General features: G+C 56.7%; 10 protein-coding genes. 6 read left to right on the forward strand and 4 right to left on the reverse strand.

What is annotated here, in order from left to right:
* Positions 1 to 186: 186 nt before the first annotated feature.
* On the reverse strand, positions 187 to 2,100 hold the full coding sequence (locus ACOVRA_RS14485; RefSeq protein ID WP_421720919.1) for an ATP-binding protein: 1,914 nt from the start codon (positions 2,098 to 2,100) through the stop codon (positions 187 to 189).
* Between the two features lie 96 nt (positions 2,101 to 2,196).
* Positions 2,197 to 3,060 carry a crotonase/enoyl-CoA hydratase family protein gene (locus tag ACOVRA_RS14490; protein ID WP_290807807.1) on the reverse strand — a complete coding sequence of 288 codons (864 nt, stop codon included), beginning with the start codon at positions 3,058 to 3,060 and terminating at the stop codon, positions 2,197 to 2,199.
* Between the two features lie 166 nt (positions 3,061 to 3,226).
* On the opposite strand from ACOVRA_RS14490, the gene ACOVRA_RS14495 reads away from it, so the two are divergent.
* Both ACOVRA_RS14495 and ACOVRA_RS14500 read left to right on the forward strand, forming a co-directional pair.
* Positions 3,227 to 4,237, forward strand: a complete 1,011-nt coding sequence (locus ACOVRA_RS14495; protein ID WP_421720920.1) for a DUF4197 domain-containing protein — start codon at positions 3,227 to 3,229, stop codon at positions 4,235 to 4,237.
* Between the two features lie 33 nt (positions 4,238 to 4,270).
* The gene (locus ACOVRA_RS14500; RefSeq protein ID WP_421720921.1) at positions 4,271 to 5,170 is read left to right on the forward strand and encodes an alpha/beta hydrolase; all 900 of its coding nucleotides are present in this window, start codon (positions 4,271 to 4,273) and stop codon (positions 5,168 to 5,170) included.
* Here ACOVRA_RS14500 and ACOVRA_RS14505 read toward each other — a convergent pair.
* Entirely contained in the window at positions 5,154 to 6,083 is a 930-nt protein-coding gene (locus ACOVRA_RS14505) for a thioesterase family protein (RefSeq protein WP_421720922.1), read from the reverse strand. The genes ACOVRA_RS14500 and ACOVRA_RS14505 overlap by 17 nt on opposite strands.
* 24 nt (positions 6,084 to 6,107) lie before the next feature.
* Complete coding sequence (locus tag ACOVRA_RS14510) at positions 6,108 to 6,542, reverse strand: Fur family transcriptional regulator (protein ID WP_421720923.1); 435 nt, start codon at positions 6,540 to 6,542, stop codon at positions 6,108 to 6,110.
* A gap of 140 nt (positions 6,543 to 6,682) precedes the next feature.
* Between ACOVRA_RS14510 and ACOVRA_RS14515 the strand changes: the two genes are divergently transcribed.
* From ACOVRA_RS14515 to ACOVRA_RS14530, 4 genes are all read left to right on the forward strand, one after another.
* Complete coding sequence (locus ACOVRA_RS14515; protein ID WP_421720924.1) at positions 6,683 to 8,653, forward strand: TonB-dependent receptor; 1,971 nt, start codon at positions 6,683 to 6,685, stop codon at positions 8,651 to 8,653.
* Between the two features lie 222 nt (positions 8,654 to 8,875).
* Positions 8,876 to 9,823, forward strand: a complete 948-nt coding sequence (locus ACOVRA_RS14520; RefSeq protein WP_421720925.1) for a DUF1838 family protein — start codon at positions 8,876 to 8,878, stop codon at positions 9,821 to 9,823.
* A gap of 67 nt (positions 9,824 to 9,890) precedes the next feature.
* Positions 9,891 to 10,502 (forward strand): glutathione S-transferase family protein, encoded by a 612-nt coding sequence (locus ACOVRA_RS14525; RefSeq protein ID WP_421720926.1) that lies wholly within the window; start codon positions 9,891 to 9,893, stop codon positions 10,500 to 10,502.
* A gap of 433 nt (positions 10,503 to 10,935) precedes the next feature.
* Positions 10,936 to 12,198 carry a TadE/TadG family type IV pilus assembly protein gene (locus tag ACOVRA_RS14530; protein WP_421720927.1) on the forward strand — a complete coding sequence of 421 codons (1,263 nt, stop codon included), beginning with the start codon at positions 10,936 to 10,938 and terminating at the stop codon, positions 12,196 to 12,198.
* Positions 12,199 to 12,407 lie beyond the last annotated feature (209 nt).

Genomic DNA, 12,407 nt, shown 5'->3' on the forward strand with positions numbered 1-12,407 from the left:
TTGCAAAGGCCCTCGGCCCTGTCGCCAGCTTCAGCGTTGGTGGCTCGAGCCTTGACGAAGCAGGCATCCAAGCCTGCAATACCGCCGCGAAATAAACGCAAGGCGATGCTTGGTTAGCTATTTGAAAAAGTAGCAATTTATTGAAAAGGCGAACCTTCATCGGTTCGCCTTTTTTCATTCGCGAGATCAGCCTACTTCGGCCAATAGGGTGTGCGCTTCTGCTTCTTCCTCGCCCGACAAGGCCTGATGGATTGCCGCAAACAAGACTTCGGGCCGGATCGGTTTGGCGACATGGGCATCCATGCCAGCGTCCAAGCATTCCTGCACATGGTGGGTCATGGCATTGGCGGTCAATGCGATGATTGGCGTGCGAGGCCGTTTCTGAACCCGCTCTAGCGCCCGGATCCGCACGGTGGCCTCTGGCCCGGACATGATCGGCATTTGCACATCCATCAAGATGAGATCAAATTGGTCTTGGGACCAAAGCTCCACCGCCACTTGGCCGTTTTCAGCAAACACCGGCTCGATGCCCACTTGTTCAAGGAACATCTGTAGCACGAGACGATTGTGCGCATTATCTTCAGCCGCCAGGACGCGGACCGAAGTTGCGCCTTCGCCACCTTGGGCACGCGATTCTTCAAATTGGCCTGCGTCCGTACGTTCGGGTGCCACGCCTAACGGCATGGTGACCGTAAAGCGGAAAACAGAGCCCTCTCCAACGCGGCTTTCGACTTCAATCTCACCACCCATCAGCGCAACCAATTGCTTACAGATGGCAAGGCCAAGGCCCGTGCCGCCAAACTTGCGATTGGTTGCCGTTTCGGCTTGGCTGAAGCGCTCAAACAAACGGCCTTGGACCTCTGGCTCAATGCCGATCCCTGTGTCCTTGATCGCAAAGGACAAAGCGCGGCGACCCTCACCGACGTCTTCCGCGGTGATAGTCACAAGGACACTGCCGTCTTGGGTGAATTTTACGGCGTTGGACACAAGATTATAGAGAACTTGCTTAATCCGCGTCGGATCGCCCAAGCACCAGATATCCGCGCTCTGATCCACATTTACGGCAAAGCTGATGCCCTTCTGGTGCGCCCTCAAGGTAAACATGGCCTCGGTTGAACGCACAATCTCCATCACACTGAAGTCGAGCGATTCCAGAGCGAGCTTGCCCGCTTCGATCTTGGCGATGTCGAGCACGTCGTTCAGCAAGGCGAGCAACGTATCGCCACTATCTTGGATCACCGCCAACATCCGTAGCTGGCGGTCGTCCAATGGCGTGCGCGACAACGCGTCTGCCATACCCAGCACGCCGTTCATGGGGGTACGGATTTCGTGACTCATCTGCGCCAAAAAGGCCGACTTGGCATGGTCAGCAGCCTCTGCGGCAGTCTTGGCCATTTCGAGATCGTGTGTCCGTTCGTCGATGCGAGCTTCCAAGGTACTGGCATGGAGAGCCAAAGCATCACGTGCTTCAACCAAATCTTGCGCTTGGCCCCGGAACAAGGCGGCGACACGGGCCCAGCATAAACCAGCCCCCACCATACAGCCGAGCAGGGCTGCTAGGCCGCCGCTCAACAGCAAGAAGGCCGCATCGATTTCGACTTTCAGGCTCGCGGCAATCTCGCGCCGCGCCTTTTCCAACTGCCGCGCTTTCCTTGTACCAGCTATGGCATAGGATTGCGATTGCAACAGCGCCTTCGCATCGGCTTGGCGACCCGCCGCAGCCAAAAGGACCGCTGAATCCTCAATCGCGCCCATTTCACGGGTTGCGTTGTAGATCGTTGCAAAAGCGCTCTTTTTCGTCGATTTCGGTGCCAATTGAATGGCTTTTTCGATCAAAGCTTCACGCGGCTCATTCAGCGCAACAAAGCGCTCACGATCTTCAGGCCTGCCCATTTGGGCAAAGTCATCGGCAGCTTCGGTAACGCGTTGATCCACCCAAGTCGCTTCACTCCAAGTGCGTTCGAACTTCGCCAAACGCTCAGCTTGCGACGATAAATTCCGGACAGCCGACAAAGCAATCGCCGCACCAACCAAAGTCCCCAAGACCGAAAGAATGAGAGCGGACCAGAGCCAAGAGCGTACGTTGCGGGTTTGTGTCATACCTAAACATGACATAAAAGCTTCAAAGCCGAGTTAATTTCGGCCCTAAAAACACGCCCCAAAGCACCCTAGGACTCTGATCCTTCTCGGTGATTTCTACATGCGATTACGCAATGGCAGAAGCTCGGGGAAGTTACCGGGTTCCTTGGCGGCATTGGCGCGGAAAGCTTCTGCCATATGGGCTGGGCTGAACATACCGGCCTGCCATGTGGCGATATAATCCAGGCCATCGCGGATCGAATGATCGCGCGCGTAATTGATCATGACCTTAGAGCCCGTGACGGCCAAAGGTGCCTTGGCGGCAATCTCGCGTGCGGTGTCCATCACGTGGGCAACCAAAGCTTCGTGGGTTTCAAATACTTCATTGACCAACCCGATCTCTTTGGCTTTCGCCGCGGTCAGGCGCCGACCCGTATAGGCCAACTCACGGACCCAGCCCTCAGGAATGAGTTTGCACAAGCGCGGGAAAGTACCGACGTCTGCCGTCATACCGATATTAATCTCTTGGATGCAGAAAAACGCGTCTGCGCTGGCCCAGCGGATGTCGCAAGCAGAGATGAAGTCGACTGCCCCTCCAATACAACCGCCTTGGACAGCCACCAGCACGGGAATGCGGGCCTCATCCAAGCAGGTGAAGGTGTTTTGCAGATGATGCACATGCAAGCGGAAGCTTTCGCCACGGGTCTCGCGATCCGAGACTGAACCTTGGGTGACGCCATCGCCACTGGAGAACACGCTTAAGTCCATCCCGGCGGAGAAATGCTTGCCAGTCGACGTGATCACAATCACACGGGCGCGGGAATTGTCATTGATGTCTTTGACGATCTTGGGCAGGTCGTTCCAGAAATCGCGGGTCATCGAATTGAAGGCCTCGGGCCGCTTCAATTGAATATGAGCGATGTGATCTGCGATAGTAACTTCAAAGCAAGTTGAAGTCGGTGTGGATTGTGAATCGTACATGGTCGCGCTCCCTTTGGCCGTCAGAGCTTAAGCTCTTTTCAATAGACTTTTGTCTTGCAGTGGACCAGCCTACAACAAGTTTGGCCTGTGGTCATCATGTGCCCTAATTGGGTCTTGGTTCAAGTCCAAAATTACGCCAAGATCGTTGGGGTCGAGGAGATTGTACATGTCAAACCCAGACGGGATTCAACGCCGTAGCCTGATGTGGTCGCTTATTGGCTTAAGCCTTGGGCTCGGCACCGCCGCGCAAGCCCAAAGTGCGGGGCAGATGCTGGAAGAATTAGCCAAGGCCGCCGCAGCCAAGCGTGCCGGCTTGCCCACGGCTTTGCCCAGTATCGACGATGACTTGCTGATTGCCTCCTCGCAGAATGAAGGCGAAGCGGGCATCCGTGCCGCCCTGCTGCAAGGGGCTGGTGCGGCCGTTAGCCGATTGGGCAAAGCGGACGGATTTTGGGGTGACACACGGGTGCGCATTCCTTTGCCAGAGCCGCTGGCTTCGCTGCAAAAGCGCTTAAGCCCACTGCGGTTAAGTGTCCCGCTCGATAACTTCCAATTGCGCCTCAATCGTTCGGCTGAGTCCATGATGCCAAAGGCCGGCAGCATTTTTGTCGACACGATCCGCGGCCTCACGATCGAAGATGTTTTGAAGGTGTTGCGCGGTGGAGACACGGCGGGAACGGACCTCTTGAAGGCCAAGTCCTATGCAGGTCTTGTGAGCCTTATGACGCCACCCATGGCCGAAGCGGTGCAAGCTTCGGGCGCAGGCCCAGCACTCGACCGGATTCAATCCCGCTATGGCAATGAGATTGAGCGGTTGGGCGGTTGGGGTAGTTTGAAGAATTATTCCGGCGCGCCCATCACCTTACCGGCTCCACCACCGCCAGAAGTGCCCGCCCCAGTTGCACCGCCGCCCAAAGCGGCCGCTGTCACCACCAAGACCAAGGCAGGGGCTACAAAGACCAAGGCTGTGACTGCCATTCCCGTGCCGCCCCCGCCACCGCCACCGCCGCCACCTGTCGTGTTGGATAACCCGCTTAAAAACCAATTGATCGGTTTTGCCGTAGACCGTGCACTGGATGGCTTGTTTGTCTATATTGGCGAAGAAGAACGTGGGATACGTCGTGATCCTGCCCGTCGAGGGACAGACCTTTTGAAGCGCGTGTTTGGCAACCTGTAAGGGTCCAACATTACTCCTGGAAGCAGAAACTAAGTGGTAGAGATTGTTGAAACCCGCCTTGTGCAACGCTTGGCGGAAGGAGAGATGGCGGGTCTGAAATGGGCAAGTGCGTCGCAGATGGATCAGGCCCCCGCCTTGGTCTTCTTTCACGCCAACGGGTTTTGCGCCTCGACCTATCGGCAGATGTTACGGCCTGTAGCCGAAGCCATTGGCCGCCCCGTCGCGGCCTTTGATCTGCGCGGCCATGGCCGCACCCGCTTGCCAGACGATCCAGATCGGCAAGACAATTGGAACCGCTTTGCCCGCGACATTGCTGCCCTCCTCGACAATATAGCGCCACAGGGCACCGTGCTCGCGGGTCATTCCATGGGCGGCACATCGAGCCTGTTGGCCAGCGCGCTGAGACCGGACTTGGTAAAAGGCCTGTGCCTATTTGACCCCGTCCTCGCCCCCACGCCATTTTACATCTATGCCCATATGCCGTGGGTGTTTCGCCTATGGCGCAGCCAGTTTCCCCTCGCCAAGGCGGCCGGTCGCAGACGCGCGATCTTTCCAAACAGGCAGGCCGTCTTAGACGCCTATACCGGGCGCGGTGCCTTTAAGTCTTGGCCCGCGGCCATGCTGGCAGATTATTGCGAGGATGGCTTTACCGATCTGCCAGACGGCCAAGTCCGCCTGTCTTGCGCCCCAGCCTTTGAGGCAGCCTGCTTTGCTGGCCAGCGCCATTATCCGATTGCGGCGCTAAAAGCTTTGAAAGTGCCCGGCCGATTGTTACGCGGCGGGCGGCATTCGACGACCGTTGCAACATTGATCCCGCTCCTCACCCGCAGCGGTATTCAGGTTGAGACCGTGCCGGAGACCAGCCATTTTGTACCAATGGAGAAACCGGACGTCTGTGCCAAAGCGCTGATCGACCTCATCCAATCGGTTTGATCAGACGCGCTTCCAATCGGGCGCGCGCTTGTGGTGGAATGGCGATCACTTTGCGCGCGACCAGATCAAAGGTCACCGCCACGGCCTCACATACACAGAAGATTTCGCCTGTCACGGGATGAGCCAAGACATGCTTGAGCGTATTGGTTTTCTCCGCCACGTCAGCCACGCCGGAATAAACAGCCATGAAGTCGCCAGCGCCCGGCCAGCTTATATAGTCCAAGCGATATTCCAGAACCGCCGCACCGGCCTTGCGGGGTTGGCCATCTTGGGCGCTTAATTCGGCTGTGGTTTCTTCCCGCCAAGCCGTCATCAGATTGGGCACACCGGTGGAGACCCGTCCAATCATCCCCTCGGGATAAAGGCGATTGAAAACATCAACGTCTTCAATGCGCACCGCCGATAGGCCCACTTGTTGGAAGCCGCGCGATACCAAAGTTGCGAAGTCGAATTGGTCTGTCGGGCCATCAAACGAAATAGAGCGCGGGCTACCATGGGCGGGCACCTCGACTTGCATCGCAGCGGCAAGCGCTGTGGTGCGCTCTGGCCACGGATAGGCTCTGCCTGTCTTGGCCTCCGCATGGGCCATTTTGGTTAGGAAGGTCGCGCCGATGGCCCCATCGAGGCTGTGCACGATCTCGCCATAAAAGGTGACGTCAGCCTCGCCAATCGCGACCACCCCACCGCGAAAAAACAAGGGGACCCCTTCGCGCGCCTCTCTTAAGAATCTGATGTGTTGGCGGATGGGCAGCAAAGTTGCCGTCGCCTCTGGGGCGAAAGCGCGTTCACACCCAAGCTCTGTCGCCATTAGCATCATGCCGTCCAGCGCACGACGAACCCAGAAGCGCACATTCATGTGCCCCATTTCGTCGCATTCCCAGGCCTCGACACTGCCCCGCCAATATTCCCGCATCAACTTGTCCAATTCTTTTTGACTTTAAGCCGCCAGCGCACACTCTCGGCATTGCCCACGGCCTTCCACGACGAGGCGCGTCAGATGGAAACCCTGCACCTCTGCCGCCTTTTCGAGGATTGGGGCCACTTCATCATAAGCAACTTCGGTCGCCTTCAGGCAGGTGTTGCAAACAAAAAGTGCCATCGGATGGGAATGGCCCGCGTGGTTGCAAGCGACAAAAGTGGCATCTTGTTCAATCCGATGCACCAGACCCAATTGGCACAGAAAATCCAAAGCGCGATAAACGGTAGGTGGCTTGGTTGCCTGCCCACCTTCGCCAGCCTTGCTGATCAGATCATAGGCTTTCATCGGCGTTTCAGACGCGGCGAGAATTTCCAACACTCGGCGACGTGGCGCGGTAAAGGCCATGCCGGACCGCTGACATAGGGCCTCTGCTTGACGAATAAGATCGTGCATGTGCGCCTCCTTGAACGTGACGAACCGTCTTTTAGTTCATGCCTGAGTTTGGTGTGCATGGAAAATGTCCTTTGCACTTGCGACGTCAAGATTTTAGGGTAGGTAGTGTTATGTAATAACATACTAGGAACCTCCCCCCCATGACTCCTGCGCTTTACACCCTCCTCGCTTTGACGGCCCCCGAAACCGCGCCGCCCGCCGTCCCAGCCGGCCAAGCCCGCCCGGTCGAGACCATTGTCGTCACGGCGAGCTCGTTGGGTGATCCGTCCGATGCCATCAGCCAAGGTGTAGCCGTCATTAATCGCGGCGAAGCGCTACAAGCCTCGATTAGTGGCGGGATTGGCGAGACTTTGGCCGGTATCCCGGGCGTCCGCTCCACCTTCTATGGCGTCAACGCCTCCCGCCCCATCGTGCGCGGCTTGGGTGAGGACCGCATTCGCTTGGTGCTGAACGGCTTGCAAGGCATTGATGCCTCCACCATTTCGCCGGACCATGCGCCCGCCATCGACGGCTTGGACGCAGAAGGCATTGAAGTTCTCAAAGGCCCTGCCGCCTTGCGCTATGGCGGCAATGCGGTTGGCGGTGTGGTCAATGTGGTCGATGGACGCTTGCCGACCAAGCTGCCAGAAAAGCCTTTTGCTGGTGAAATCTTCCTTGCAGGCTCGACCGCCGAAGATGCGGGCACGGCTGCGTTTAAGCTGGTGGGCACCAAGGGTGCAGGTGTGTTTCGGGTCGATGGCTTCCGTCGCGAAGGCCAAGACTATAAGATTCCTGGCTTTTCCCAAACCGCAGGGCTGCGCGCGATCACCGGCGATGATACCAAAGACACCGCCTTCAATACGCGGGGAGAAATTTGGGCCTTGGGTGGCAGCGTCGCCCATGTGACTGACAGAACCAGCCTCGCCCTCGCCACCCGCCGGACCAAGTCCAATTATGGCATTCCAGGTGAAGAGGCTTTTATCGAGCTCAGCCAAACTCGCTATGACTTCCAAGCGTCGATCAAGGATTTGGGCTTCCTTGACGTGCTGACTTTCTCCATCACCTCGGGCGATTATACCCACAGCGAGATTGAGTTTGATGGCGCGATCGGCACGGTCTTTACCAATGAAGGCTATGAGGGCCGCTTAGAAGCGCGCCACCGCTCGATTGGGGCCTTGGACGGCGTGTTCGGTCTGCAATTTGCCGCCAATGACTTCGCCGCCAAGGGCGATGAGGCCTTCATTCTGCCAGTGACGATTGAGACGGTCGGGGCCTTCTGGGTTGAGCGCTATAATCAAGACAATTGGGGTGCCGAAGTCGGTGCCCGCTATGAACAGCGCGATTATTCAGGCCTAGCCGGATCACGCAATTTCGATCTGGGCAGCTTCTCCGCTAGCGCCTTCTTAAAGCCAACTGATGGTCTACGTCTGTCTCTAAACGCTGGCTATACCGAGCGTGCGCCCACCGAAGTCGAATTGTTCGCTGATGGGCCTCATGCGGCCACCCAAGCCTATGAAATCGGTGATGCGGACTTAAAGACGGAAACCGCAACCAGTCTTGAAGGCGTTGCGCGCTGGCAAGTCGGCAGTGCGACCGTCGACCTGAACGTTTGGCGCACCAGTTTTGACGGCTTCATCGCGTTCAATCCGACCAATCTGATCGAAGATGGTCTGCCTGTCTTCTTGGTCAGTCAGAAAGATGCCACGCTCAGCGGGGCTGAATTGCATGTGTCATGGGCCTTTGGCGAGTTTGGTGACTGGTCTGTGGTTGGCGATGGCGGCGTTGACACCGTGCGCGGCACTTATGATGGCGGTGGTGCCATCGCCCGCATGCCACCCGCCATGGTGACCCTCGGCCTTGAAGCCAAAAGCCCGCAGATGCGGTTGCGCGCCGAAGTACAATCCATCGCCGAACAGGGCCGGACTGCCGCATTTGAGACCAAGACCGAAGGCTCCACCGCGATCAATGCGGTCTGGTCCTGGCGACCCGTTGAAAGCAATGACCGCATTGAACTGACCTTTGAAGGCCGGAACCTGACCAATGAGGACATTCGCGAGCACACTTCCTTCCTGAAGGACTATTTACCCAAGCCCGGTCGCTCGATCCGGGTAAGCCTTAAGGGGTCGTTTTAGCGGCTTTGAATGGACCGGATAAGCTTTGTTTTGTCCCTGTTGAATAACCCCTTCACCGGCTTCGCCGGAGTTTCCCCGTTTACGGGGTAGCTGTCCCGAGGGGACTGAAGGGGTGGTTCCAGCTTCGCCTTATCAGCCACTGCACACCCTCAATTGTCCGGACAAATTTTTGGTGACAAGTCGCCAGAGCCCACTTAAGAAAGACGTAGAAGAGGAGCTGTCATGACCCACCTATTTGCCCGTCAATTATTCGTTGGATTTGCTGCCTGCCTCGCGGCGGTCGCCACGTCGGCTGACGCCGCGCCTAAGAAAAAGGCCCCAGTTGCGGCCCCCACCCCCGCCGCCGCGCCCTTAGACCTTACCACGCCCGAAGGTGTGTTGGCTGCCAACCGCAAAATGCAATGCGACATGCGCGACGGCGTTGCGGTCACTTATTATTGGGCGGGTGACGCTTATTCGCGTCGCCAAGGCGAGGCCGACAAGCTTCTATTCCGCGCCGAAGGTATGAATATCCGCCATTGCGTCACGGTGAAGGACCCTGTTCGCGGTGTGGGGTATCGCCTGATCTCGCGCGAGCTGTTGATCTATACCGACCCCAAGACTGGCAAAGTCTTGAGCAAATGGACTAATCCTTGGACGGGTGAAGTGGTCGATGTGATGCATGTCGCCAATGATCCAGTGAACTCCACCTCTTATGTCACAGGACGCGATGGCCAGCCGATCCGCTGGACCGGCACCATCAGTGGCGATCATTGGTGGACCAATGTGACCGTGCCGTTGTTCTATTCCAACCCGCTGGCCGGCAAATATCAGGCTGAAGTGGGCGGCACCTATCATGCCACGGAAATGTTCAACTTCGCGGGCACGGTCTCGGACATTGTCGATCCCACAAAGACCACGGCAGAGGCGAGTGTCGCTTGGGTGCGTATTTCGGACTGGTTGCCATGGATGCGCATGAATGGCCGCGAGGGCGAGATTTACTTCAACACCAATGGCCGCAAGCTGGATAATTGGGACCAGATGCCCGCCGTGATGAAGGACGAAATCGCCAAGAATTACCCTGCTTGGACATCGCCTCCCCCGCTAGACGATGCCCGCCCGAACGAAACATCTTGGACCTACTTCCTCGATGTGAAAGAAGGTCGCAAAACCCTCCCGAAACGGGATTAATGGATAGAAGGGCTCAAGGCACAGCTTTGGGCCCTTTTTCTTGGTGCGCGCTTGAAAGGCTAGTCTCATGAAACTCTATGGCGAACATAATCCGGCCCCGAACCCGCGCCGCGTTCGGATTTTTCTGGCCGAAAAAGGCTTAGAGGTAGAGCATGTGCATATCCCGATGCGGCAAGGGGCACATAAGACACCGGAATTCTTGACCAAGAACAGCCTCGGCCAAGTGCCCGTGCTGGAACTGGATGATGGTACCTGCATCAGCGAGAGCGTCAGCATTTGTCGCTATCTCGAAGCGCTCCAGCCCGATCCCCCCTTATTCGGCACCACGCCACTCGAGATCGCAAACATCGACATGTGGATCCGTCGCGTTGAGTGGCAATTGATGAGCCCGATTGGCCAAATCTGGCGCCACGCCCATCCCTATACGGCAGCCCTTTTGACCCAATATAAGGACTTTGGCGAAAGCAATCGCGCCCATGCCGACCGCGCCTATCATTGGCTGGACCGGGAGATGGCGGACAAAGCCTATATTGCAGGCGAGGCCTTTTCCGCCGCCGACATCATGGCTCTCTCCATCGTCGATTTCGGCACCTTCATCGGCACGCCTATCCCGGATGACTGCAGCCATCTAAAAGCCTGGCACGAACGCGTCAGCACAAGGCCAAGTGCGGCGGCTTAGGCCTGATCATTCAACAATATGCTGCGCGCGGTAGGGTGCGTTCCATCACGAATCGCAGATCGAAAGGATCGCGCAACACGAGTTGCGCATGTCTACGCGGGGAAAGCGCAACTCGTGTTGCGCGCTCCCTTAAGGCCGATCCCGCCCCATCTTGCGCGGTCAAACTCGAACGATGCCTTTGACGATATTGGGTTCAATGCCGGGCCGTCACGCGCTGTCGACTTTTGGCCGATTGCGGCTGGTCTGCTTTGGAATGCGCGGACGGCGAAAGCGGACGTAAATCTGGGATGTGCTGCCAATCTTCAGGGACATTTCACTGAAGCAAGTCAAATCAAACCTTAATAAGGATTTACTCTAGCCAAGCTCAATTACTCGGTCTGAGCTAACAAATTATACTCGATTATTAGGTACACTCGACTGATTGAGGTCCTAAATGTTGAAAGCGCTGCTGTCGAATATTCGTGGTAATATCGCTGCCGTCACTGCGATTGCATTTGTGCCAATCGCAGGCGCGGTTGCCATGGCGGCTGAGTTGACCATGGTCAGTGCTGAACGTTCGCATCTCCAGGCGATCGTCGATTCTGCCGCCCTCGCAGGCGCAACAGAAATGGCTATTCCCTCCCGCGATGCAGTAGGCATTCAAGCAGTCGCGGTTGCCTTTGCCTCAGACTCTTACGCCCGCGCTGGGTCAGCAACACCTGTTACATTTGCCGCCAATGTGGACCGAACTCAGCGAACAATCACGGTTACGGCAGCCGGTGCTCGTCGCCCAATGATTGGGGTCCCTGGGATCGGTTCTGCTAATCTATCTGTGTCCGCTACGGCCGAGAGTTTGCAAAACATCCCACTATGCGTTTTGCAAACTAACTATCAGCCCCCAGTAAAAACCGCTAAATTTCTTGCTAGAGTGGGCGTCGCTGCTGTCACGGGTTTCGATTTGTTTGATCAGGCGACAATCCGTGCCGGGGGGTGCCTCATTCACTCAAATGAGCGGATTGCGGCGAACGATAGGGCGGCGATTGAGGCATCACGTGTGCAGGCCGTAACCGCCGCCACAGGCCAAATCAACCCCACTGCAAACGTCGGCGCATTAAGAATCGAGGATCCTTTCACCGCTTTGAATTTGAACCCAAAGTCCATGGCCGGCTGTCAGCCGCTCAAGCGGATCAGCATCGGTGCAGGCCAAACCTATGTCATGCCGCCCGGCGTACATTGTGAAAAAATTGATGTCCTCAGTAATGGCATTCTGCAGCTACAGCCGGGGGAACATTATTTCTTCGGGGACTTAGACTTTACAGATAATGCATCTTTGATTGGCGATGATGTGGTCATGATCTTTGGCCCGCTCTACAAGTTCAATTTTGGCGGAAACACGCGGGTTGAGCTATCTGCTCGCAAAACCGGCCCGCTAGCGGGCTTTCTAATTGCCACCCACCCCACCAACTATCAGTCATTCACGATCTCATCCAACAATGTCCGGCAGTTGCTCGGCACAATATATATTCCACGCGCTGAGTTGATTATTAGCTCAACCGGCAGCGTCGCCCAAGAATCGGCGTGGAGCGTGATTGTAGCTAGAGCAATCACCATGACCAATAATCCAATTCTCGTGATTAACTCCAGTTATGTGAACTCGGGTGTGCCGGTTCCAGATGGCGTCGGGCCCAGTGAAGCAATGCCGCGCCTGAAGCAGTAGTCAGCGAACTTACTTGAAAATGGGCAGGTAGCTCGAGCGTCCATGCTCAGCGAGCCCAACAATGGGCGTCGTGCTGTAGGGTCCATTACAAACCCGAGACCCAATGTCTTCCGATGAAAATGTCCGCTTTCGGACTTCCGTGAATTTCGCGTTGTTGACCTAGCTTGGCGCAAAGCAGACCAAGGGACAAAATTCACAATTGATGTTTG

This window comes from Aquidulcibacter sp., from assembly GCF_049239865.1.
Classification (GTDB): domain Bacteria; phylum Pseudomonadota; class Alphaproteobacteria; order Caulobacterales; family Aquidulcibacteraceae; genus Aquidulcibacter.